At 28.6% G+C, this 23,761-nt stretch carries 24 protein-coding genes; 1 reads left to right on the top strand and 23 read right to left on the bottom strand.

Going from position 1 to position 23,761, the window contains the following annotated elements; translation table 11 throughout:
* The 13 genes from NQ543_RS05320 to NQ543_RS05260 form a co-directional block, all read right to left on the bottom strand.
* Positions 1–465 (bottom strand): (2Fe-2S)-binding protein, encoded by a 465-nt coding sequence (locus tag NQ543_RS05320; protein WP_004609939.1) that lies wholly within the window; start codon positions 463–465, stop codon positions 1–3.
* Complete coding sequence (locus tag NQ543_RS05315; protein ID WP_004609940.1) at positions 455–1,258, bottom strand: FAD binding domain-containing protein; 804 nt, start codon at positions 1,256–1,258, stop codon at positions 455–457. The genes NQ543_RS05320 and NQ543_RS05315 overlap by 11 nt, the downstream gene beginning before the upstream one ends.
* 3 nt (positions 1,259–1,261) lie before the next feature.
* Entirely contained in the window at positions 1,262–2,665 is a 1,404-nt protein-coding gene (locus NQ543_RS05310) for a uracil-xanthine permease family protein (protein WP_004609941.1), read from the bottom strand.
* Positions 2,666–2,675: 10 nt separating this feature from the next.
* Positions 2,676–3,437 (bottom strand): ABC transporter ATP-binding protein, encoded by a 762-nt coding sequence (locus NQ543_RS05305; RefSeq protein WP_004609942.1) that lies wholly within the window; start codon positions 3,435–3,437, stop codon positions 2,676–2,678.
* Positions 3,434–4,429, bottom strand: a complete 996-nt coding sequence (locus NQ543_RS05300; protein ID WP_004609943.1) for a FecCD family ABC transporter permease — start codon at positions 4,427–4,429, stop codon at positions 3,434–3,436. Before NQ543_RS05300 ends, NQ543_RS05305 begins: the two co-directional genes overlap by 4 nt.
* 1 nt (position 4,430) lies before the next feature.
* Positions 4,431–5,453: an ABC transporter substrate-binding protein gene (locus tag NQ543_RS05295; RefSeq protein WP_004609944.1), complete on the bottom strand. Its 1,023-nt coding sequence runs from the start codon at positions 5,451–5,453 to the stop codon at positions 4,431–4,433.
* On the bottom strand, positions 5,437–5,970 hold the full coding sequence (locus NQ543_RS05290) for a nucleoside-triphosphatase (protein ID WP_004609945.1): 534 nt from the start codon (positions 5,968–5,970) through the stop codon (positions 5,437–5,439). The genes NQ543_RS05295 and NQ543_RS05290 overlap by 17 nt, the downstream gene beginning before the upstream one ends.
* 86 nt (positions 5,971–6,056) lie before the next feature.
* Positions 6,057–6,359: a hypothetical protein gene (locus NQ543_RS05285; protein ID WP_004609946.1), complete on the bottom strand. Its 303-nt coding sequence runs from the start codon at positions 6,357–6,359 to the stop codon at positions 6,057–6,059.
* A gap of 39 nt (positions 6,360–6,398) precedes the next feature.
* Positions 6,399–7,349 carry a trigger factor gene (gene tig, locus NQ543_RS05280; RefSeq protein ID WP_004609947.1) on the bottom strand — a complete coding sequence of 317 codons (951 nt, stop codon included), beginning with the start codon at positions 7,347–7,349 and terminating at the stop codon, positions 6,399–6,401.
* A 441-nt stretch (positions 7,350–7,790) separates the two neighbouring features.
* Positions 7,791–8,987 (bottom strand): IS256 family transposase, encoded by a 1,197-nt coding sequence (locus NQ543_RS05275; protein ID WP_004610476.1) that lies wholly within the window; start codon positions 8,985–8,987, stop codon positions 7,791–7,793.
* Between the two features lie 75 nt (positions 8,988–9,062).
* Positions 9,063–9,236 carry a hypothetical protein gene (locus NQ543_RS05270; RefSeq protein WP_004609948.1) on the bottom strand — a complete coding sequence of 58 codons (174 nt, stop codon included), beginning with the start codon at positions 9,234–9,236 and terminating at the stop codon, positions 9,063–9,065.
* Positions 9,237–9,427: 191 nt separating this feature from the next.
* Complete coding sequence (locus NQ543_RS05265; RefSeq protein ID WP_039904253.1) at positions 9,428–9,751, bottom strand: PD-(D/E)XK nuclease family transposase; 324 nt, start codon at positions 9,749–9,751, stop codon at positions 9,428–9,430.
* Positions 9,752–9,884: 133 nt separating this feature from the next.
* Positions 9,885–10,265 (bottom strand): hypothetical protein, encoded by a 381-nt coding sequence (locus NQ543_RS05260; RefSeq protein ID WP_039904256.1) that lies wholly within the window; start codon positions 10,263–10,265, stop codon positions 9,885–9,887.
* Positions 10,266–10,534: 269 nt separating this feature from the next.
* Between NQ543_RS05260 and NQ543_RS05255 the strand changes: the two genes are divergently transcribed.
* Complete coding sequence (locus NQ543_RS05255; protein ID WP_004609951.1) at positions 10,535–11,044, top strand: DUF6512 family protein; 510 nt, start codon at positions 10,535–10,537, stop codon at positions 11,042–11,044.
* Positions 11,045–11,071: 27 nt separating this feature from the next.
* Here NQ543_RS05255 and NQ543_RS05250 read toward each other — a convergent pair whose 3' ends face one another.
* From NQ543_RS05250 to NQ543_RS05205, 10 genes are all read right to left on the bottom strand, one after another.
* Positions 11,072–12,028 (bottom strand): hypothetical protein, encoded by a 957-nt coding sequence (locus NQ543_RS05250; RefSeq protein WP_039904259.1) that lies wholly within the window; start codon positions 12,026–12,028, stop codon positions 11,072–11,074.
* Positions 12,029–12,146: 118 nt separating this feature from the next.
* Positions 12,147–12,797, bottom strand: coding sequence for an ABC-2 transporter permease (locus NQ543_RS05245; RefSeq protein WP_004609953.1), 651 nt, complete (start codon positions 12,795–12,797; stop codon positions 12,147–12,149).
* A complete protein-coding gene (locus tag NQ543_RS05240; protein ID WP_004609954.1) occupies positions 12,794–13,645 on the bottom strand; it encodes an ABC transporter ATP-binding protein in 852 nt (283 codons plus the stop codon). Before NQ543_RS05240 ends, NQ543_RS05245 begins: the two co-directional genes overlap by 4 nt.
* Before the next feature lie 2 nt (positions 13,646–13,647).
* On the bottom strand, positions 13,648–14,019 hold the full coding sequence (locus tag NQ543_RS05235; protein WP_004609955.1) for a GntR family transcriptional regulator: 372 nt from the start codon (positions 14,017–14,019) through the stop codon (positions 13,648–13,650).
* A 102-nt stretch (positions 14,020–14,121) separates the two neighbouring features.
* Positions 14,122–15,477, bottom strand: a complete 1,356-nt coding sequence (locus tag NQ543_RS05230) for an MATE family efflux transporter (RefSeq protein ID WP_039904262.1) — start codon at positions 15,475–15,477, stop codon at positions 14,122–14,124.
* 273 nt (positions 15,478–15,750) lie between these two features.
* Positions 15,751–18,933 (bottom strand): carbamoyl-phosphate synthase large subunit, encoded by a 3,183-nt coding sequence (carB, locus tag NQ543_RS05225; protein ID WP_004609957.1) that lies wholly within the window; start codon positions 18,931–18,933, stop codon positions 15,751–15,753.
* Positions 18,926–20,014 carry a glutamine-hydrolyzing carbamoyl-phosphate synthase small subunit gene (gene carA / locus NQ543_RS05220; protein ID WP_004609958.1) on the bottom strand — a complete coding sequence of 363 codons (1,089 nt, stop codon included), beginning with the start codon at positions 20,012–20,014 and terminating at the stop codon, positions 18,926–18,928. Before carA ends, carB begins: the two co-directional genes overlap by 8 nt.
* A gap of 10 nt (positions 20,015–20,024) precedes the next feature.
* Positions 20,025–21,443: an amidophosphoribosyltransferase gene (purF, locus tag NQ543_RS05215; RefSeq protein WP_004609959.1), complete on the bottom strand. Its 1,419-nt coding sequence runs from the start codon at positions 21,441–21,443 to the stop codon at positions 20,025–20,027.
* Positions 21,443–23,053: a CTP synthase gene (locus NQ543_RS05210; RefSeq protein WP_004609960.1), complete on the bottom strand. Its 1,611-nt coding sequence runs from the start codon at positions 23,051–23,053 to the stop codon at positions 21,443–21,445. Before NQ543_RS05210 ends, purF begins: the two co-directional genes overlap by 1 nt.
* Positions 23,054–23,186: 133 nt before the next feature.
* Complete coding sequence (locus NQ543_RS05205; protein ID WP_039904265.1) at positions 23,187–23,753, bottom strand: ANTAR domain-containing response regulator; 567 nt, start codon at positions 23,751–23,753, stop codon at positions 23,187–23,189.
* Between the last annotated feature and the right edge of the window lie 8 nt (positions 23,754–23,761).

Here is a 23,761-nt window from a genome sequence, read left to right as displayed (position 1 = left end):
CTATTCTCCTTTCTGTTTTTTAAACGCTAAATAGGCTTTAATTCCGCATAACTGTCCTTCATATCCTGAACAGCGACAAAGATTACCAGATAAATATGCAAGTATTTCATCATCACTTGGATCAGAATTTTCTTTAAATAACGCCATGGCATTCATCATAAATCCAGGATTACAAAAACCACATTGTTCAGCTCCTTGATTTGCAATAAACGTAGCAAACTCGCTAGCTTCTTCTTGTAAACCTTCTAAAGTTACGATTTTATGTCCGGCTACACGTAATGCTAAAATACTACAAGATAAAATTGGTTTATCATCCATAAATACTGTGCACAAACCACAATTACTTGTATCGCAACCACGCTTCACACTCAAACATCCATTCATTCGTAGAAAATCAATTAATAACATATCTGGTGAAATATCCTGACAAATATCTTTGCCATTTAAATTCAATTTAATTTCCATGATTTTCCTCCTTATCAAGTTCAAATAAAGAACGTTGAATCAATACTTTAGAAATACGACGACGATATTCCTTACTTCCTCTCAAGTTAGAACCAACAACTAATTGTTTTGCAATATTTTCAGCAAATTCTTTTGCTGTTTCTTTAGTAATTCCATTCTCCAAAATATGATTTTCATCATTAAAAGCAATTGCTTTTAATGGGCGAGCACCGATTACACATAAATATTCACCGTTTAACTTACTCATTGCTAAAGTCAAGACCGGAAAATCAGTTTTAGTATTTCTTTGTGACATATACACAATTTTAACTGGTGATTTTTTTACAATTATTCTTACTAAAATATCTTTAGTCATCGGCATTGTCGCAAATTCACGAATTGGAATGATACCGCCTGAATACATCTCTACATAAGCATCTAATCCCATAAATACTGTTAGCACATCAGAAAATCCATAGCGACCATAAATACTACCACCGATTGTCGCTAAATTTCTAAACTGTACTCCTACAATATTTTTAACACTTTCATAAATTGCATGATTTGTATATTCATTTAAACTTTGATCAAGTTCTAATTGACGCAATGTAACCATTGCTCCAATATGAATTTCATCACCTTTATCTTCAATTTTATCCAATCCAAGATCACATAAATCAATAGCAATATCAACACTACGATTTTGCATCTTTAACCACAGCATCCCACCAATTACTACACTACTGCGATTTTGGCACAAGTCATAAGCCTCTTTTAAAGTTTTAGCTCGAACATATTGATTAATTGTAAGCAAAAGTTATTCCTCCTTTACTTTCTTTTCTTTTGGTAAACAAATATTTAAAATAATTGCTACAAAGGCAGCTGGAACAATTCCCGAACCTCCAAAAATTAATTGAATTGCTTCAGGTAAACCAGCAAGAACAGCACTATTAGCACCTAAACCATAACCTAATCCTAACGCTACTGATACAATTGTCATATTACGAGGTGTTAGTGGTTCACGTGTGATTAATTGAATCCCACTCATTACAATTGATGAAAACATAATTACAGCTGCACCACCTAAAACACTTTGTGGCATGATTGAAATCAAAGCCGCAAGTTTAGGAAATAAACCACATAAAATTAAGAAAATTGCTCCACAAGATAAAGCATAACGATTAACAACTTTAGTCATTGTGACTAATCCTACATTTTGACTAAATGAAGTATTTGGTAATACTCCAAAGAAAGCTGCAAAACTAGAACCTAGACCATCACAAATTACCCCGCCGGATAATTCTTTATCACTAGCTTCACGATCCAATCCACCTTCAATAACTCCAGAAATATCACCAACAGTTTCTACAGCCGTAACCACAAACATAATAAGCACTGGTAAAATTGCTCTTAAATCAAATACTGGCTTAACCGGCATAAAATCTGGTAATGCAAACCAACTAGCTTCAGCCACTTTACTCCAGTCTAATACCCACGATTTTACAAACTCCGTTCCATCTGCACTAATTCCTGTAGTTGAAACAAACATTGGTAAAATCATACAAACAATATATCCACAAATAATTCCAATTAAAATACAAGAATAATTCAACATGCCACTAGTACCATGTTTTAAAACCAAAATCACAACTAAAACAAATAAGGCAATCAATAAATTTTCAATTGAACCATAATCTTTTGCTCCAGTTCCACCTCCAAATGAACCAACACCAACACTAATTAATGATAAACCAATTGAAAGCACAACTGTTCCGGTAACAACTGATGGAAAAAATCTTCTCAATGGTTTAAGCATAAAACCTAATACAGTTTCAAATAAACCACCGATAATTGAAGCTCCCATAATTGCTCCATAACCAATAATTCCTCCACCCATTACATTAGCAACACTTTGAAAAACACCGATAAATCCTGAACTAGTTCCCATAATAATCGGAACTTTACCACCAATTGGACCAATTGCAAATAATTGTACTAATGTAACAATTCCAGCTACAAGCATTGCATTTTGTAATAACGAAACTTGAATTTTAGCAAACTGTGAAGCATCAGACATTGCTGCACAGGCACTTGTAATAATTAAGATTGGGGTCAAATTGCCAACAAACATTGCTAAAACATGTTGCAACCCAAGTGGAATTGCTTGTTTTAGCGGTAATTTCCCTTCAAATTTATACGGACTTGAATATTTTTTCTCCATAAAATACCTCTTATTCTATTAAACTATAAAATTGTTTTTCATCCTTTTTAATAATTATATTTGAATAAATTAATCTAATTTTTTCAGTAATTTCCTCTGGCGTTTCTATTAAAGGATGAATCTCGCTAATAATTTTTCCTTTATCCATTAATAAAACCTGATTACAATAATTAAGTGCATCTAAAGGATTATGAATGACTAAGATAATTGCTTTATTATTATTTTTAACTAAATCACGGAGTTTTTTAAATAACATATGGCGATTATCAAAATCTAATGCACTGTCAGGTTCATCTAATAGCATTATTGGTGTATCTTGCATCAAAACTCTAGCAAAATTAACTAACTGCTTTTGTCCTTCACTTAAAATTGCATAATTTTTATTTAATAAATTTTCAAGATGTAATAATTTTGCAATTTGATTAAGTTTCTCGACATTTTTATTTTCACCAATTTTCCAATAGACATAATCACCTAACAAAATCAAATCATAAGCAGTAATACCGTCAATTATTTCAATTCTTTGTGTTAACATACTAATATTTTTAGCTCTTTGTTTAATTTTCATCTTTAAAAAATCTTCACCACAAAAAAGCACATCACCACTAGTTTTTAAAAAACCCATAATTCCTTTTAATAATGTCGATTTACCACATCCATTGCGACCAATTAATCCAATCATATCTCCTTTATTCAAACTAAAAGAAACATTATCTACAACATTATCTATATAAAATACCGAAAAATCTTTAATCTTTAATAACTCTTTCATTTAATACTTCCTCGTTGACGATACATCCAAAATAATAACATCGGTGAAGAAAAAAGAATCGTCAAAACACTTAATGGTAATTCTGCTCCAAAAACAAGTGATCTTGCAAGCATATCAGCAACTAAAATAATTATCGCACCAATTAAACCACTAACAATATAAAAACAGCCTGTTCGCTTTTTTAAAAATAAATATGTAATATGTGGTGCAATCAACCCAACAAATGAAATTACCCCAGTAATTGCAATTACCGAAGCTATCAGCCATGTTGTAAGCAATAAAATAATAAATCTTTGTCCTCTAGCATTTAATCCCAAATATCGTGCATTTTCATCACCTAAAGATAAAATAATAATTCGCTGATGAGCTAAGCAAAGCAAAACAAATGGAATTATTCCTAATAATAATGATAAAATCATTTTATCAAGAGTAATTGAAGCTAAACTACCCATTGTCCAAAACTCAATTGATGCAAGTTCTCCTAACGGATCTGCCATATATTTAAGCATCATTATTCCAGCATCTGCTAAAGACGAAATAATAATTCCTGCCAAAATATAAGTAGAAAGTTGCTTTCCTCTAGTTGTTTTAACTAAAAATATAACTAAAAATAAACTCAACAGCCCAAAAATAAAAGCTCCTACAGTCTTTTCTAAAAGAGAGCCGGTTCCGATGACGATTGCTAGAGCCGCACCTAAACTTGCCCCTGAAGCCACTCCAGTTAAATCAGGCGAAGCTAAAGGATTGCAAAATAGTACTTGATAAATACTACCAGCAAATCCCAAAGCAACTCCTGCATATATTCCCATTACAGCTCGAGGAATCCGTAAGTTATAAAAAACATTACGCTGAATTGAAGAATCATTTTTACCTAGTAAAATATTAATAATATCTTCAATTGATAAATCAAAACTACCAATCAATAATGAAATAATAAACAAAAATATGCAGACAATAATAATCAAAATTAAACTTATATTTTTATTTTTCATTTTATCTAGTAATTAAACTTTGATCCACTTCAAATCCATAGAATGTATCATAAAAATCAACAACATCTTCTTTAAAATCATCAAATGCATATTTATCTTCATGTAAAATACTAGCTATCCACATTGAACCCAATATTGCTGAAGGAACTGGTGAATCCCACTCTTCAATTCCCTTTGGCATTTGATAAACTGCATTATTTTTTATCGCAGTTAATGAAGATAATTGACCATCATTTAATACATCTTGAACACTATAAGATGCCGCTGGTGGAATAATAATAATATCTGGATTTAATTGTAAAAGTGTTTCATAAGAAACAGCCGTCCAATAATCACCTTTTATATCTTTAGCAACGTTTTTACCACCTGCAATTTCAATCATTTTACTTTGATACATTGTTCCTGGAGCAGTTTCTAAAAAGGCTGAATTAGAACCGATGTAAACTGTTTTATTACTATCACCATATTCTTCCATTTCTTCAATTTTATTATCATAATATGAATTTAAAAGCTTAGCTTGATCAGCTTTTCCTGTAGCTTTAGCAAGTAATGAAAGCATTTCCAATAATAATTCATCACTTTCAGGATTAACTACTATTGATTTTACTCCTAAATCATCTAATGTATCAGCATTATCTTTTAGTTTTAGTGGTAAAATAACCAGATCAGGCTCTAAATCAGCTATTGCTTCAATATTTATTCCCTTCATTGAACCTACCTGTGGTAATTCTAACAATTTTGAATTTACCATAGAATAAATTGGTCGACTATCTGCTTTTTGTTCAATTCCAACTAGATTATCACTAAGCCCTAAAGCAAGACATGCATAAGTACTAATATAATATGTACTTACTAGTTTATTAGCCGGCTTTTTTAAAACTATTTTTCTTCCAGCTTGATCTGTCAATGTAATTTTTGTTTCTTCTTTTTTTACTGTTGTTTCATTATTACTACAACCTACTAATGAAAAAGCTAATGTAAATGTTAATAATACTCCTAAAATCTTTTTAATCAATTTTATCACCTTCCCATGTTAATAATACATTTAATCTAAATATGATTTCTTGATATGCTTTAACAAATGAAACTTCATCTAAGTCATACAGATAACAATCTTTTCTATTTTTTATCTTTTCTAAATAATCAATCTTTTCTGCTTTAATAACTGCAATAACTATTTTATCACTATTTAATACTTCATTAACATAATAAAGAAAATCACGACTAGTTCTTTCAAATCTACCTAATTCATCCATAATAACTAATGAATAATTACTATCTAAAGCATTTTTCAAACACTTCTTTCCAAATGTAGAAAAAGATTCAGGAATACCAACTATTTTATTATCAACATATTTAGAAATCGGAATTGATGTCTTATTAATAAAATCATACATCTGATATGTTGAAATTAAACCATAGTTTTTTAATGGCACAGTTTTAAAACCGGCGTATCCTTGAAACTGTTCAATAACTCTTTTAACCAAAGTAGACTTACCTGCATTTTTTCTACCTGTAATCAATATATTTTTCTTCTCCAATCTATCTCACCATCATATCTAAATCAAAGTTTTTTACTTAGAAAGTATACCATATAAGCCACTTTTCTACAACGAATCAAAACTAATTAGTCAAACAATACAAACTCTAAACAATACACTAAATGATCAAACATAACTGTGTTAAAACCATAACAAATACAATCATCACATGGTCCATCCCAGTCATTATTTAACTTATCTAATAATGTTTTTACATCATTTTTTTCTATTTCTAGAGTACAATACAACTCACTATGATCCTTTAATCCTGAATAACTTCTAACTGGTGAAATTGAAAATTCAGAATTAATTTGCTTTAATTTTTCTTTAATTTGATCAACCTGACTATTTTCTTCACTAGAAATGATTACATGTAATCTAGCTAACATGTTATTTTTCGTGGAAAAACCGATAGAAAATCTATCGGTTTATTCGATTACAACTGCACTTTCAATAATTAATTGACTTGCTTTAACACGGTTGAAATCATTTCTTAAGTTTTCAGGTTCAACATGTTTTAATACTTCTTCTTTAGATGTATTATTATATAAAGCAATTTTTTCTAATTGTTGTTGTACTTCTTCATCTGTTGTTTGAATATTTTCCAATTTTACAATTTCATCAATAATTGCTTCAAATGTAGCTTGTTGTTTAGCAGATGGTTCAATTTGTTTTTTGAATGTTTCATGATCCATATTCATCATTTGAAGATATTGTTCTAATTGCATTCCTTGTTGTGCAAGTTGCATCTTTACATGTTCAATATATTTTTCAATTGCTTTTTGTAAATCATCTTCACTAATTTCAACTTCACTATTACTTAATACTTGATCAAAAGCAGCATTTTCTTTTTGACCTTGATAAGTTTGATCATGATGATTTTGAATATTAGCTTTAACACTTTCATGTAATTGTTCAACAGTTTCGATACTTGGAATATTTAACCCTGCAACAAATTCATCATTTAACGTAGCATCTTTTTTAGTTTCAATTTTATGAACTGTTACTTTAAAAACAACATCAGCTCCAGCTAAATCACTAACTCCATAATTTTGGGGAAATGTTAAATTTAAATCTCTAGTTTCTCCTTGTTTCATTCCAATCATTTGATCTTCAAAACCAGGAATAAATTGATTTGAACCAATTTCTAATTTATGTCCTTTTGCACTTCCACCTTCAAAAGCAGCTCCATCTTTAAACCCTTCAAAATCAATTGTTGTAAGGTCACCTTTAGCTACCTCACCATTTTTTTCTTCAAGAATTGGATTTTGCGTTACAATTGCATTTAATTGTGCTTCAATTTCTTCTTGAGTTACAGTTTGTTTTGTTACTTTAATTTCGACACCTTTATATTGCCCTAACTTATTAATTTTACTCATTTTCAGATTCCTTTCTTCAATTGACCGTCTAATTGTATCAAATTATGTTTATTTAAGCAATAAATTTTAAAATTCGTTTTTTACATTATTATAATAATATCGGCTTGCAATAAAAATTACATCACTATTAATAAAATATTTCTATCAATTGGTAACTGTATTTTTATAACCACACTAACTATATATTCATGATATTTAAATATAAAAAAGATTAAATCGTTTTGATTTAATCCTCAAATATTATTTTAAAAACCCTTTAATTTCATTAATACTTCGATTATCTAAAATCATTTCAAATATCTTATCATATTTTTCGAGCCTGTAAATTATTTTGTGTAAAGTCTATTTCCAATGATAGAATTTGATGGGTAACTGTATTGAGTAATCATACAGTTACTTTTTTATATCATATCATAATATATTTAATTGTAAACGTTCTCGTTAAAGCCTCCCTTCAAAGATGATTTGAAGACTAGAATATATAACTCCCCAATTACCATATGGGACATTCCATTTACTTGTTATTTTATCCTGAGCTAAGTACAAAGATTTAAATAAACTTTCATCTGTTGGGAATACTGTTCTTATTTTAGTAAACTTTCTAAATGCACTATTCAGACTTTCAATTGCATTCGTTGTGTACATGATTTTTCTTAGTTCTGGAACATAATTAAACATATTACAAACTTCATTCCAATTATCTTCCCATGGCTTAAATGCATACGGATATTTATCTCCCCATTTATCTTTACACTTATCTAGTGCTTCTAATGCTTTATCACCTGTAGATGCTGTATATACTGTTCTTAGATCTTTACAGAATTCTTTTCTATCTTTATAACTCAAGTATTTACATGAATTTCTAATTAGATGAACTATACATCTTTGTTGTACTGTATTTGGGAATGCTGATTCAATTGCCTGTTTAATACCTGGAAGACCATCACTACAAATAATTAATATATCCTTAACTCCTCTATTCTTTAAATCAGTTAGTACTGATAGCCAGAATTTAGCTGTTTCGTTTTCGCCAATCCAAATACCAAGTATTTCCTTATATCCATTCTCATTAACCCCTAAGACAACATATGCAGCTTTTTTGGTAACCATATTATCTGCTTTAACATTAAAATGAACACAATCAATAAAGACTATTGGATATACAGTATCTAATGGTCTATTTTGCCATTCTAAAGCTTTAGGTATAATTTTATCTGTTATTTTACTTATCATAGCTGCACTAACTTCTACACCATAAATATCTTTAATAGTATCACTGATATCTCTTGCAGACATACCACGGGCATATAAGTTGATAACTTTGTTATCAATATCACTAATATCACGATTGTGTTTTTCTATAATAACTGAATCAAATGATGAGTTTCTATCTCTTGGAATATTTAAATCCATATTCCCTTGAGATGTTTTAACTGTTTTTTTGTAAGTTCCATTACGATAATTAGTTTTATCTGTTTTTTGATCATACTTGTCATATCCCATATATTCATCAAATTCAGAGTTCAACATATCTTGTAATGTTTCACCTAATAAGTCTTTTAATGCATTAGTTATGTCAGTAGGTGATGTAACACCATACTCATCAATTATATATTTAACTATATCTTTTTTACTCATAATAAAAATCCTCCTTTGGCAGTTAATTTAATTCTACCATTGGTGGATTAGTTTACACAAAATTATTTACACTCTCTATTTTTCACTATTTAAATTTTCTAAAATACTATCATCTTCTTTGGGATAGTATTTATTAAATAATTGTTTTGTCTTCTCTTTACTTTTTTCTATGATTCCTTGCATAACTCCCTGTTTGATTCCCATTTCAAGACCTTGTTCAACCCCTTCTTCTTTTCCATTTTCATACATGTCCTATTTGTCTCGTTCATTAGCCCAGCAATTTAAGCTCCTTTTATATACCATGTCTCTTAACTGTTCATCCTGATTGAATCTGTCTATCTTTCCTTTCATGATCTCTACCATCTTATTTCCTTCTTCATTTCTGCTTTCATAGCAATCATATGGTTTTAAGTTTGCTTTATCGATATCATCGATAAAGATTATCTGATATACATGATTGATATTTTTTGATAATCATCTCCTTCTTTTTCCTGTCTTGATAACAATGATGCACCATATATTTGATACTGATTTTTAGAAAACATTTCGATATTAACATAATCACCAGTATTGGTTTGTACTCTAATATCTAAAAGCATATCTTTATCTTCAATATTTTCAACGACAAGATCAGGATTTAAGATCGTAATTGATTTACAGCTGATATTTAAAATACCTTCAATAAAGATTAAGTAAATAAAAGGAATCAGAATCTTGGTCATTTCCAAGAGAGTGTTTGAACATGAAATCATTTTTAAAATCATAGATTTTATCTACTCGTTTAACCAATTCAATCACCTTATTATCTTATACTTTTTTAGTGATCATTTTTCTTTTTTTATGTGATTAATTATAAAAATAGCCAACTATCAATATAAAATTGATAAATTGGCTAACTTATATAAACACACTTTTATTTAAACTATCATCAATATACCCATACATATATTTAATAACATCATTCAATCCTGTAAAACATTTCAAAATCTTTTTAGTAAGCTTATATTCCAAATACTTATTATCCCCATAATATATTTTAATATTAGCAAGTTCATTATTAGTATCAATATAATTATTTTGATCAACCATTACTCTTAAATTACAAAATATCCAATACACTAAATCTTTATCAATCTCATGATTAGTTTCTTTTATTTTATCATTATCACATAAATATTCAATCCTAAGTATATAACTAATGCCATCTTTTAATAAAGTAATAATAATTTGATTTTCCATCTGATTACCAATAAAAAGAGAAATTAACTTTCTTTTCAACAATCAAGACCTCCTTTAATAACAATCTATGCATCATCAAACTAAATATACCCACTTATTTTTTAAATAAACAACAAAATTCATTTATCAATTTTTATACTTTATTTTAATTTTCAATCACCTTATCATAGAAATAAAAATTATTTTATAAAACTTTTTTATATCATTAATATATTACTTAATAACATAAACAGAAATAAATTAAATGTTTCATCACATCTTGTCATATTTTCAATTATTATTGATATACTTTGTTTGAGGAGGGCTCTATGTTAAAAAGAATAAAACCAGAAACATATACTTTACTTGGTATTTTAGTTTTGTTTGCTGTTGGTTCATTATTTCATTTTTTATATTCGTTAACTGGTGAATGTTTTATTATCGGTTTATTTGTTCCTATTAATGAAAGTATTTTTGAGCATACTAAAATGGTTGTTTTGCCAGTTTTTATTTGGTGGTTTATTTTTTATTTGTTTAGAAAAAAAGATTTATTTGTCAATGCCTGGTTTACTAGTGCTTTAATTGCAATGATTAGTGCAATTATAGCAATTCCAATGCTATTTTATTTTTATAGTCAAGCTTTTGGGATTGAATCTTTGATTATTGATATTTTGATTTTATTAGCTTCTTTAGCAATTGGTCAAATTCTTGGTTTACATTATTACCGTCATGGAAAAGGAATCGAATATCACTTTGCGATATTTTTAATGATTGTAATAATTATTCTCTTTGCATTTTTTACAATAAATCCACCAGCATTCCCTATTTTTAATAGTTAAATAAAAAAATCCCCATCGGGAATTTTTTTATTCATTAGATATTTGTAAAATAATCAGGGCTTGTAATGCATTATTATTTTTAACATCGTTTTCAATATCGCTATCACTAGTTGTTTGATCATACATATATGCCTTGCTTCCATCAAAATAAATTGCATAATTAACATCTGGATCACCTTTTTGAACTATATCATAGCAATTATCAAGACTACGTTTTTTTAATGTAGCTTCATTTTTTAAATCATAATCTTCACGATCAAGATTATAAACACCAAATTCAATAGCCGTAAAATCTTTACTAACCTTTACAAAATCACTCAACATATATCCTCTAGCATTTGCATGAGGTGATGAATAATAATCAATTGTTAATGATGTTTCTTGGCTAACTTGATTAAGTGGCGGTATTTCTAGATCGTTTGTTAATTGTGGAAGATTGACAAAATTGTAATCTTGTAAATTGATGTCAAATTCTGCTTGAAACTCATTTAGTAATTGTAAAGACATCAATAATGTTTCTTTTAACAAAGGTATATTATCATATGTAATTTGATTATCTTCACCAATTGATAATTTCCCATTTGCCTTGGAATCATAATTTTCATAATCTAATGTATATTCATTATAATTTTCATTTTCTGCTTTAATCTTTAAAGTTTGACTCTTACCTCCAGATTCAGTTATTTCATAAATATATTCAAGAGATTTTTCATCTTCATTTTGTAATGAAAACATTACATTTTTAATAGTTTCTTCTTCTTTAATTTCTTTTCTTATTGTCAAAGAAGGATGATCAGCATCTTTTGCATTTTTTAAATCTTCAACAGCAATAGAAAAATCATCATTTTGATACCAATTATCTTCTAATTGATCCTTAATCGCATCAACTATTGCCATCCAAAAATCAACACTCTTTTCTTCTTGCTTTTGACATCCTGCAAATAAAAACAACATAGCTATTAATACAGTAATTATTTTTTTCATATTATCCACTCCATTTATTTAAAAATTTTTATATCTTTAAATTTTATAATTATTTTAACATAATACCTTATAAAAGTCTCATAATCTAAAATAATAAAATCAGGTTGTTAACCTGATTTTAAAACTCTTTATTTTTTATTATTTTCATACTAATCTTACATGATATAAACATTATTATTAAAGATAGTAGCATAACAATCACTAAAATCATACTGATATTCATCGTTAATAATGTATTAATAACTGGTGTAAAATCAATGTTTAATATTCTAATTAGTTCATTAAATCCATAACCAATAATAAATATTATTGCAAAAACTATAAACATTGCAACTCTGCTTTTTTCACTACCAAATTTTATTTGCAAAGGTAGCATTAATGATTGTAATATTAAAACAATTGGGATATAAATCAATGCTATCAAAAACAAATCATTTGTAACTGTACTATTTAAAAATAACGTCAATATACATGCAATTATTGTTGATAAAATAAGTGATATAACACCAAGCATAATTGCAAAAATATACTTTTCAATAACATAACCTTTTCTTGTAATCGGTAGTGAAAATAAAAATGCATTGCCATTATCAAATTCATCATAACTAATAGTACTTAAAGCAAACATCGAACAAATCATTGTTAAAAAACCGATTACAAATATACTATCTGTTGTTATCCCAAAAAATATTGCAACAATTGTTAAAGTTATAAAAAAACTCTTTTGCATCATTAATAATTTAAAATCTTTTATTATTAAACCCTTCATTTTTCTACACCTCTAATCATTATAGGAATCAATTCATCAATATTGCCTTTTTCAATTACAATATTTGGATAATTTTCCATATAAAACTGTCTTTGATTCGTTAAACATGAATAACCAAAATTTTCTTTTTTATATCTTAAAATATATTGTTTATCTAATTGATTAAATTGCTTGTCATCAACTTTCAATAAAGCATAATCGCTTAATAAAACATCACTATCTTCATGAAAAATTATTTTCCCATTATCAATCATATATAAATCATCACAAAGATTTTCTAAATCACTTGAAATATGTGAACTAATCAAAATTGCGCGCTTATCATCTTTTTCCATATACTCTCTTAGCGTTTCTAACACTTCATTTCTAGCCATAACATCTAATCCTGATGTTGGTTCATCAAGAATCAAAAGCTCTGTATCATGACTAATTGCTACTAAAATTTTTAATTTAGCTTTCATTCCTGTAGAAAATCCTTTAATTTGTTTATTCATCGGTAAAGCTAAGCGATGACACTGCTCTATAAAAAATTCTTTATCAAATTTATTATATAAATTTGATAAAACAGGAATTATATCAATAATTCTTAAATAACCACTAAACCCTGAATCAGATAATACAACTCCTAATTTTTGTTTATCTAAAATTGTAATCTCTTTAATATCTTTATTAAAAATTGTAATTTTGCCACTATCAAAATTAATTAAACCGAGAATTGCTTTAAAAGTTGTACTTTTTCCAGCACCATTTTGACCAATTAAGCCAGTAATATAACCTGGTTTTACTTGTAAAGAACAATCAAGTTCAAATGAATCATATCGTTTTTTTAGATTATCAATTTTTAACATATCTATTCCTCCATCATCAATTCAAATAACGCTCTAATTTCTTCATCACTTAAACCACAACGTTTACCTTTTTGAATTGCCATTTCTATTTCTTGTTCAACTTCTTTTCTTTGTTCTTCAATAATTAAATTTTTATTTGAGGCATTAACATAAGTTCCTTTACCATGAACAGTTATAGTAAAACCTGTTTGTTCAAGTTGATCATACGCTTTTTTTACTGTCAGCGCACTTATTTTTAGTTCTTTAGATAAAGAACGTACTGAAGGCAGAACTGTATTTGCAACCAATTCACCGTTTATGATCATTGCTTTGATTTGATCAACTATTTGTTCATAAATCGGTGTCATTGATGAATTATTTATAATTATTTTCATTGTCTTCCTCCTATCTATAAACAGTATATAACAGTATAAAACTGTTGTCAACTGTTATATACTGTTTATAAAAAAATAGAAATCTAATCAGATTTCTATCTTTTATATCACTTGACCAATTTCTCTATTTTTAACAGCAAAAAACTTTCGATACAGCAAATAAGAAATACCGCATACAACTACTTCACTAATCCAAAAAGCATGCCATACGCCTTTAGCTCCTAACCACTTACTTAAACAAAATGCAATTGGAATGATAATAACTATATATCTAAGAGCTGAAATAATAAGCGATGCTAAACCTTCCCCTAAAGCTTCTAATGCTCCACAAGTTGTAATTGAAACTGTGGAAACCATAAAACCAATACTGATAATTTGTAAAGCTTCAATTCCATAATTAATTGTTTCTTGATTTTTTGTAAAAAGACTCATCAACTGTTCTGGAACAAGGAAACAAAGAATTGTTCCTAAAAACATAATTGCAAGAGAAAAACCTAAAGCCGTACGATAAATCTTTTTCATCCGGTGATATTCTTTTGCTCCATAATTAAAACTAATTAATGGACGAATTCCTTGGATAATTCCATTTGCAGGAAGATATACAAATGTCTGTAATTTATAATAAATTCCTAAAATCGTTACATAAATTTGTGAATATGTAGCTAAAATCCCATTTAAAGCTGATATTAATAATGAAGGAAAAGCCATATTTAAAGTTGCTGGAATCCCAATATAGTATAATTTTTTAATTAATTTTCTTTCAGGTTTAATTAGTTTTGTTTTTATTTTAACTGATAAAGGATTTCTAATATAAATATAAGCATATAAAAATGCAACTAAACTTTGACCAATTCCGGTTGCTAAAGCCGCTCCAGCTATCCCCATAGCAGGAATAGGACCTAATCCAAAAATAAGAATTGGATCTAAAATAATATTAGTAATACAACCAGCAATCAACACAACCATTGTTGTCTTCATCTTTCCTAAGGCTTGAAAAACTTTTTCTAAAGCAATTCCAACATTAACAGAAACAGCAAATAAAAATGCCATATTAGAATATTCAATTCCCATTGAAATAATTTCTTGATTATCTGTAAATAAACTTAAAAACCACGGCATGATTAAAATACATATAGCTGTAAGAATCAAGCCATGTAAAAAGCTTAAAAATATCCCTAATGAAGTTGCACAATCAGCCATTTTTAGTTTTTTTGCTCCTAAACTTAAAGCAATAACTGCATTAATTCCGACTCCAAAACCAACGCCAATCGACGTAACAAGATTTTGGATTGGAAAAACAAACGATAACGCCGTCATTGCATTTTCACTTATTTGGGCTACAAAAAAACTATCAACAATATTATACAATGAATTTACAAGCATTGATAAAACATTAGGAACTGACATAATAAAAACAAGACGCCAGATTGATTTTTCTTTCATTAAAATTTGATCCATAATAACCTCCCATAAAATAAAAATACCACACATTCCTAAATAGGAAACTGTGTGGCGAAAATATAATTAAATTTGAAAAATCCACACCCCATAGGGTTTTAGTTATATTGTTTTAAGCAGAAAACATCATACCTTGAATATAAATAATTGTCAAGTTTTCATTCATTACTAATTTTATATTTTTAGTAAAAAATTATAAAATTTACTTTAAAATATTTATATTACATATAAATTATTTTTCTAATAACACAAAAAGAGAAACTAAAAGTTTCTCTAATCATTTATTTTAGAAATACTAATCGTTGTCTCTTCCAAAACATCTAAAATTACTTTTACAGTATCTAAGGATGTTAACACCGTTACTCCATTTTGAATAGCACATTGTCTAATAATTACCCCATCGCTATTTGATGAAGGTGATGACATCGTTGAACGAGTATTAATTACATAACTTACATAACCAGCACGAATTGATTCTAGGATCTCATTACTACCTTCACTAATTTTCTTTCTAATTCTTGTTTTTATTCCTTTTTCTTTTAAGAAATTAGCCGTACCGACAGTGGCTTCAATATTAAATCCCATATCATAGAATCTTTTAATCAGTGGTAATGCTTCTTCTTTATCTTCATTAGCAATTGTAACAAAAATTGTTCCATAATTGGCTACTGACATTCCTGAAGCGATTAAGGCTTTATACATTGCACGGTGTAGTTTTTTATCATAACCAATTGCTTCACCAGTAGATTTCATTTCTGGTGATAGGTAAGTATCCATTCCACTTAATTTAGAAAATGAGAATGTTGGTACTTTTACATAATACTTTTTAGCGTGTTCAGGCGACATTTCGATAATACCTTGTTCTTTTAAACTTTTACCTAAAATAACATATGTAGCAATATCAGCTAAGCTATATTTTGTAACTTTTGATAAAAATGGCACTGTTCTTGATGATCTAGGATTTACTTCGATAATATACACATTTTCATCCTTATCAACGATAAATTGGATATTAAACAAACCAATAATACCAATTCCTAATCCTAGCTTAGTCGTATACTCTTTAATCGTATTTTTTACCTTTTCACTAATACTAAAAGTTGGATAAACACTAATTGAATCTCCAGAATGAATCCCAGTTCTTTCAACTAATTCCATTATTCCAGGAATAAATACATCTTTACCATCACAAATAGCATCAACTTCAACTTCTTTACCTCTAATATATTTATCAACTAAAACCGGTTTATCTTCATCGATTTCTACTGCAGTTTTTAAATAATGTTTTAACTGTTCATCGTTATTGATAATTTGCATTGCTCTTCCACCAAGTACAAAACTTGGTCTTACTAAAACTGGATATCCAATTTCACTAGCAACCTCTAAACCATCAAAAACATTAGTAACAGCCTTTCCTTTAGCTTGAGGAATATTTAATTTATCAAGTAATTTTTCAAAAACATCACGATTTTCAGCTCTTTCAATTCCTGTACAATCAGTTCCAATTAACTTAACACCTAATTCACTTAATGGATTAGCTAAGTTGATAGCTGTTTGTCCTCCTAAAGTTGCAATCACGCCAATTGGTTTTTCTAGTTCAATGATATTCATTACGTCTTCAACACATAATGGTTCAAAATATAATTTATCGGAACATGTATAATCAGTTGACACTGTTTCTGGATTATTATTAATAATAATTGCTTCATAACCTGCATTTTTAATTGTTGAAACGGCATGAACTGTTGAATAATCAAATTCAACCCCTTGACCAATTCGAATTGGACCAGATCCTAGAACAATAATTTTTTCTTTTTTAGAAACAATTGATTCATTTTCATCTTCATATGTTGAATAAAAATATGGAATATAACTAGAAAACTCTGAAGCACAACTATCGATCATTTTATATACTGGTAAAATGTTGTTTTCTTTTCTTAAGTTTCTAATGTCAAGTTCATTTTGATGCCAATATTGACCAATTATTTTGTCACTAAAGCCCATTTGTTTAGCTTCTTTAAGAATTTCAATATTTAATGGATTTTCTTTTAATTTAATTTCTTGTTCAATAATATTTTCTATTTTCTTTAAAAAGAACATATCAATTGCTGTAAGATTAGCAATTGTATTTATGTCAATCTTATTTCTTAATAAAGCCGCAATTGCATAAATACGATCATCAGTACCAATTTTAATATACTCTAATAATTGTTCATTACTATACTCATCAAATTTACTATTATAAATATGCTCTAAACCAATTTCTAGTGAACGAATTGCTTTTAATAGACTTTCTTCAAATGATCTACCAATAGCCATGACTTCACCAGTAGCTTTCATTTGGGTATTTAATGAATTATTGGCATCTGCAAATTTATCAAATGGAAATCTTGGCATTTTAGTTACAATATAATCTAAAGCTGGTTCAAATAATGCTGGTGTATTAGCAAGCATTATTTCATCAAGCGTCATCCCAATTCCAATTTTTGCTGATACTCGAGCAATTGGATAACCACTTGCTTTTGAAGCTAAGGCACTTGAACGAGAAACACGAGGATTTACTTCAATTAAATAATATTGAAATGACTTAGGATCTAAAGCAAATTGAACATTACAACCACCTTCGATTTCTAATGCTCTAATGATTTTTAAAGCACTATCTCTTAACATATGATATTCTTTGTTAGTTAATGTTTGTGAAGGACATACAACGATTGAATCGCCGGTATGAATTCCTACTGGATCTAAGTTTTCCATATTACATACTGTAATTGCTGAATCATTTTTATCTCTAATTACTTCATATTCAATTTCTTTATAGCCCTTAATACTTTTTTCAATTAATACCTGATGAGTTGGTGATAATGTTAATGCATGTTTTATTAAACTCTTTAATTCTTTTTCATCATCAGCAAATCCACCACCAGTTCCACCAAGTGTAAAGGCTGGTCTTAAAACTACGGGATACCCGATTTTTTTTGCTACTTCAATTCCTTCTTCAATTGAATTTGCAATATCTGATGGTAATACTGGCTCATTTAAATTAGTACACAATTCTTTAAATAACTCACGGTCTTCAGCCTGTTCAATACTTTTACTTCTTGTTCCTAATAATTCAACTTGGCATTCTTTTAGAATACCCTTTTTTTCTAATTGCATTGCTAGATTTAGTCCTGTTTGACCACCAATTCCAGGTAAGATAGCATCGGGACGTTCATAACGAATGATTTTAGCGATAAATTCCAAAGTTAGTGGTTCCATATAAACTTTATCTGCAATAGTTGTATCTGTCATAATTGTTGCTGGATTACAATTACACAATACGACTTCATATCCTTCTTCTTTTAATGCTAAACATGCTTGTGTTCCCGCATAATCAAATTCAGCTGCTTGCCCAATGACAATTGGCCCTGAACCAATCACTAAAACTTTTTTTATATCTGTTCTTTTAGGCATTTTTTTCTTCCTCCATTAATTGAATAAACGTATCAAATAAATATGCACTATCTTGAGGTCCTGGAGCACTTTCAGGATGATATTGTACACTAAAGACTTTATCTTTAAGTGATCTTACACCTTCAATTGTATTATCTAATAAATTAATATGCGTAATCTCTAAATCAGTCTGTTTAAGACTATCATTATCTACGGCATAGGAATGATTTTGTGAAGTGATTTCAACTTTATTTGTAAATAAATTTTTAACAGGATGATTAGCTCCACGATGACCAAATTTCATTTTGTAAGTTTTTGCTCCATATGCAAGACTAACAATTTGATGTCCTAAACAAATTCCAAAAATTGGGTATTTCCCTATTAAATTTCTAATTGTATTAACTACAGCCATTACATCTTGAGGATCGCCAGGACCATTTGAAATAAAGATTCCATCAGGATTTAGCTTTTCAATCTCACTAGAAGTTGTATTGTAAGGAACGATCGTAACTTTACATCTTAATTTATTTAAAGATCTAATAATATTATGTTTAATTCCACAGTCAATTGCTACAACATGATATTTTTCATTTTCAACATCACCATGCCATATTTGTTTAGTACTTACTTTACTAACAGCATCATGTAAAATCTCACTATTTTTTAAAATTTCTAAACCTTTTTCTAATGGCGTATCAATTGATGTTATTAATACTTTTCTACTTCCAAGTTCTCTAATTGACCTTGTAATTTTTCTAGTATCAACTCCATAAATACCTGGAATATGATATTTTTCCATTATTTTAAAAAGCGTTGACGAACTGCGAAAATTTGATGGAAAATCATTATATTCTCTTACAATTAAACCTCCAATTGTAGGAATAGAAGTTTCAAAATCATCATCATTTATTCCATAATTACCAATTAGCGGATAAGTCATGACTACTGCTTGATATGTATATGAAGGATCAGAAATAATTTCTTGATATCCTACCATTGATGTATTAAAAACGATTTCACAAACTCGTTCATTATCGGCACCAAAACTTCTGCCGTAATATTCACTACCATCTTCTAAAATTATCTTTTTATTATATTCCATATTTACCTCACTACTTTTCTTTTAATAACGGTTTTTCAAAACGATCTTTTCTTGTATCACTAGGTATTTTAGTTGGATAATTACCATCAAAACATGAACTACAATAATCCTCACTATTAATTAGTGATTTAAGTTCATTAACCGGTAAATAACCAAGTGAATCAACACCAATAATATTTCCAATTTCTTCAACACTATGTTTACAGGCAATTAAATGCTCACTAGAATCAATATCAGTACCGTAATAGCACGGATATAAAAATGGTGGCGAAGATATACGCATATGAACTTCTTTAGCTCCAGCTTCTTTTAATAATTTAACAATCAAGCCACTAGTTGTTCCGCGAACAATTGAATCATCAATCAAAATAACTCTTTTATCTCGAACATTTTCTTCAATAACACTTAATTTAATTTTTACTTGATTAAGTCTTGAAGACTGTCCTGGCGAAATAAATGTTCGTCCAATATATTTATTTTTAATAAAACCAATTTCATAAGGAATTTTAGATTCTTGACTGTATCCAAGGGCAGCATCTATTCCCGAATCAGGTACACCAATTACAACATCACCATCAACCGGATGATATTTTGCTAAAAGTCTTCCAGCTTCTTTTCTTGAATGATGAACCGAAACACCATCAATAACTGAATCTCCCCTAGCAAAATAGATATATTCAAAAATACATGTTTTTTTCTTTTTTGTCTTGCAATGTTCTTTTCTAGAAATTACACCATCTTCACTAAAAATAACAATTTCTCCAGGTTCAATATCTCTAACAAAACTAGCACCAACTGCTTTTAAAGCACAGCTTTCAGAAGCGACGACATACATCCCGTCTTCACTTATACCATAACAAAGTGGTCTAAAACCATAAGCATCACGAGCACAGATTAATTTTTGTGAAGACATTAAAATCAATGAATAGGCTCCATCTAATTGTTTCATGGCTTGGCTTAAAGCATCTTCAATCGTATTAGTTTTAAGTCTTTCTTTAGTAACGATATAAGCAATTGTTTCGGTATCACTTGTAGAATGAAAAATTGCTCCTGATAATTCTAACTCATTACGTAATTCAAAAGCATTACTTAAATTACCATTATGAGCCAAAGCCATTTTTCCTTTTTGATGGTTTACTTCAATTGGTTGACAATTATTACGATTGGTTTTCCCGGTTGTTCCATAACGAACATGACCAACTGCCATGTTTGCTTCAGGAAAATTCATTAATTTATCTTTAGAAAACACATCATTTAATAAACCTAAATCTTTATGACTGTAAAATACACCATCTTGATTTACTACAATGCCACAAGATTCTTGACCTCGATGCTGCAAAGCATACAATCCATAATATACAATATTAGCAAGATCACTTTTATTTGGCGAATATACACCAAAAACTCCACATTCTTCGTTAATAGCCATTATTTACCTCCCATTGAATACTTTAATGCTGCTTCAATAAATCCCACAAAAAGAGGATGTGCACGATTAGGTCTACTTTTAAATTCCGGATGAAATTGAACCCCAATAAAAAACGGTTTATCGCTTAATTCAACTGTTTCAACTAGTCTACCATCAGGTGAAATTCCACTTAAAACAAGACCTTTTTTTTCAAAAACATCACGATAATCATTGTTAAACTCATAACGATGACGATGTCTTTCACTAATATTATTTATTCCATAATACTTTTTAATCATACTATTTTCTTTTAGTATACATGGATAAGCTCCTAGTCTTAACGTACCACCTTTATCAATATCATCATTTTGTCCTGGCATATAATCAATTACTTTATCTTTAGCATTTTCATTAAATTCTCTTGAGTCAGCTTCATTTAAACCAAGAACATTGCGTGCATATTCAATAACTGTAATTTGCATTCCTAAACAAATTCCAAAGTATGGTAAGTTGTTTTCTCGAGCATATTTACACGCTAAGATCATTCCTTCAATACCACGATCACCAAAACCACCAGGAATAATAATACCATCTAAATCTTTTAATTTTTCTTGGTAATTAGCTTCATTAATCAATTCTGAATCAATCCAATGAATTTCAACATGACTATTATGATAATATCCAGCGTGATTTAATGCTTCCACAACTGATAAATAAGCATCATGCAAAGAAACATATTTGCCTACTAAACCAATATTTATTGCAAATGGTCGCATTTTTATTTTCTCTACCATTTCTTGCCATTCTTTTAAATCTGGTTCAGGTGTTTTTAAATTAAGTTCATCACATACTACTTTAGAAAAATTTGATTGTTCAAGCATGATTGGAGCTTCATATAAATTTGGTAAAGTGATATTTTCAATAACATTTTCTAATTTAACATTACAAAATAATGCAATCTTTTGAAAAATTGATTTTTCTAATGGCTCATCACAACGTAGCACGATAATATCCGGATTAATCCCCATACCTCGAAGTTCTTTAACAGAATGTTGAGTAGGTTTTGATTTATGTTCGTTAGATCCTTTAATAAAAGGAACTAATGTTACATGAATAAAAATACTATTATCTTTACCTACTTCTAATGATATTTGTCTAATTGCTTCTAAAAATGGCTGTGATTCAATATCACCAGTTGTTCCTCCAATTTCAGTAATTACTACATCAGCATTTGAGCTTTTACCAACATTATAAACAAATTCTTTAATTTCATTAGTAATATGAGGAATTACTTGAACTGTTGAACCCAAGTATTTTCCTTGTCTTTCTTTATTTAAAACATTCCAATAAACTTTACCTGTTGTTAAATTTGAATATTTATCCAAATTTTCATCAATGAATCTTTCATAATGACCTAAATCTAAATCAGTTTCTGTTCCATCTTCGGTAACATAAACCTCACCATGTTGATAAGGACTCATTGTCCCAGGATCAACATTTATATATGGATCTAATTTTTGTGAAGCTACTTTAAGTCCACGAGCTTTTAGTAATCTTCCTAATGAAGCAGCTGTTATCCCTTTTCCAAGCCCCGATACTACTCCACCAGTTACAAATATGTATTTTGTCAAAATCTATCATCTCCTTTTTATGATTTACAAGAAAAAAGGCGACTTTAAGATAACCTTAAAAAGGTATTTCTTAAAGACGCCTTTGTCTTTCTACGTGGCATTCTACACTGTAATAACTTATTTGTCAATAAATTTATCCATATTTATTAATTATTTTTTTTGCGATAATAATTTTAGTTGTTTGATAATCCATTGCTTTTTTTTCAATAAAATGATGAGCTTCATCTTCATCCATATTAAATTTTTGAATTAGGATAAGTTTAGCTTGATTTACTAATTTTAATGCTACTAGACGTTTTTGCAATTTATTGATTTCATTTTTTACTTTATTAATATTTCTAATTGAAACACTACACATTCTTAAAACATTAAATAATGTTGTACGATTATATGGTTTAGGTAAAGTATATATTCCCATTTGTTCTAGTTCATAAGCGATATTTTCATAAAATTCGCTTTTTAACATTAATAGTACTTGACTATTAGTAACTTTAATAACATTTTTTACAAAATCAATATAGTTTTTTGATGATAAAGTAGAATCAACGATTATTAATTCAAAATGTTGCTCAAGCATCATTTTTTTAGCTTTATCAATATTTTCGACATAAAAAATATTTTGTGATTTTAGCTTAAATAATACTTCTTTTATCATTAATAAATTTTTATGATCACAACAAATTACTAATATCCCATTCACTTTATCAC

The sequence above is a fragment of the Thomasclavelia spiroformis DSM 1552 genome (genome assembly GCF_025149465.1).
In the GTDB taxonomy this organism is placed as follows: Bacteria; Bacillota_I; Bacilli_A; order Erysipelotrichales; family Coprobacillaceae; genus Thomasclavelia; species Thomasclavelia spiroformis.
The sequence above is the reverse complement of the archived record's forward strand: the minus strand, read 5'-3'. Positions and strand labels throughout refer to the sequence as shown.

Excerpts from the sequence above, each read along its gene's own strand:
- NQ543_RS05275 (WP_004610476.1), bottom strand. The coding sequence starts at position 8,987 with ATGAGTAAAAAAGATATAGTTAAATATATAATTGATGAGTATGGTGTT.
- NQ543_RS05305 (WP_004609942.1), bottom strand. The coding sequence starts at position 3,437 with ATGAAAGAGTTATTAAAGATTAAAGATTTTTCGGTATTTTATATAGAT.
- carB (WP_004609957.1), bottom strand. The coding sequence starts at position 18,933 with ATGCCTAAAAGAACAGATATAAAAAAAGTTTTAGTGATTGGTTCAGGG.
- NQ543_RS05235 (WP_004609955.1), bottom strand. The coding sequence starts at position 14,019 with ATGAAAATAATTATAAATAATTCATCAATGACACCGATTTATGAACAA.
- NQ543_RS05310 (WP_004609941.1), bottom strand. The coding sequence starts at position 2,665 with ATGGAGAAAAAATATTCAAGTCCGTATAAATTTGAAGGGAAATTACCG.
- NQ543_RS05265 (WP_039904253.1), bottom strand. The coding sequence starts at position 9,751 with ATGATTTTAAAAATGATTTCATGTTCAAACACTCTCTTGGAAATGACC.
- NQ543_RS05240 (WP_004609954.1), bottom strand. The coding sequence starts at position 13,645 with ATGTTAAAAATTGATAATCTAAAAAAACGATATGATTCATTTGAACTT.
- purF (WP_004609959.1), bottom strand. The coding sequence starts at position 21,443 with ATGGCTATTAACGAAGAATGTGGAGTTTTTGGTGTATATTCGCCAAAT.
- NQ543_RS05270 (WP_004609948.1), bottom strand. The coding sequence starts at position 9,236 with ATGTATGAAAATGGAAAAGAAGAAGGGGTTGAACAAGGTCTTGAAATG.
- NQ543_RS05255 (WP_004609951.1), top strand. The coding sequence starts at position 10,535 with ATGTTAAAAAGAATAAAACCAGAAACATATACTTTACTTGGTATTTTA.
- tig (WP_004609947.1), bottom strand. The coding sequence starts at position 7,349 with ATGAGTAAAATTAATAAGTTAGGGCAATATAAAGGTGTCGAAATTAAA.
- NQ543_RS05285 (WP_004609946.1), bottom strand. The coding sequence starts at position 6,359 with ATGTTAGCTAGATTACATGTAATCATTTCTAGTGAAGAAAATAGTCAG.
- NQ543_RS05320 (WP_004609939.1), bottom strand. The coding sequence starts at position 465 with ATGGAAATTAAATTGAATTTAAATGGCAAAGATATTTGTCAGGATATT.
- carA (WP_004609958.1), bottom strand. The coding sequence starts at position 20,014 with ATGGAATATAATAAAAAGATAATTTTAGAAGATGGTAGTGAATATTAC.
- NQ543_RS05230 (WP_039904262.1), bottom strand. The coding sequence starts at position 15,477 with ATGGATCAAATTTTAATGAAAGAAAAATCAATCTGGCGTCTTGTTTTT.
- NQ543_RS05300 (WP_004609943.1), bottom strand. The coding sequence starts at position 4,429 with ATGAAAAATAAAAATATAAGTTTAATTTTGATTATTATTGTCTGCATA.
- NQ543_RS05250 (WP_039904259.1), bottom strand. The coding sequence starts at position 12,028 with ATGAAAAAAATAATTACTGTATTAATAGCTATGTTGTTTTTATTTGCA.
- NQ543_RS05245 (WP_004609953.1), bottom strand. The coding sequence starts at position 12,797 with ATGAAGGGTTTAATAATAAAAGATTTTAAATTATTAATGATGCAAAAG.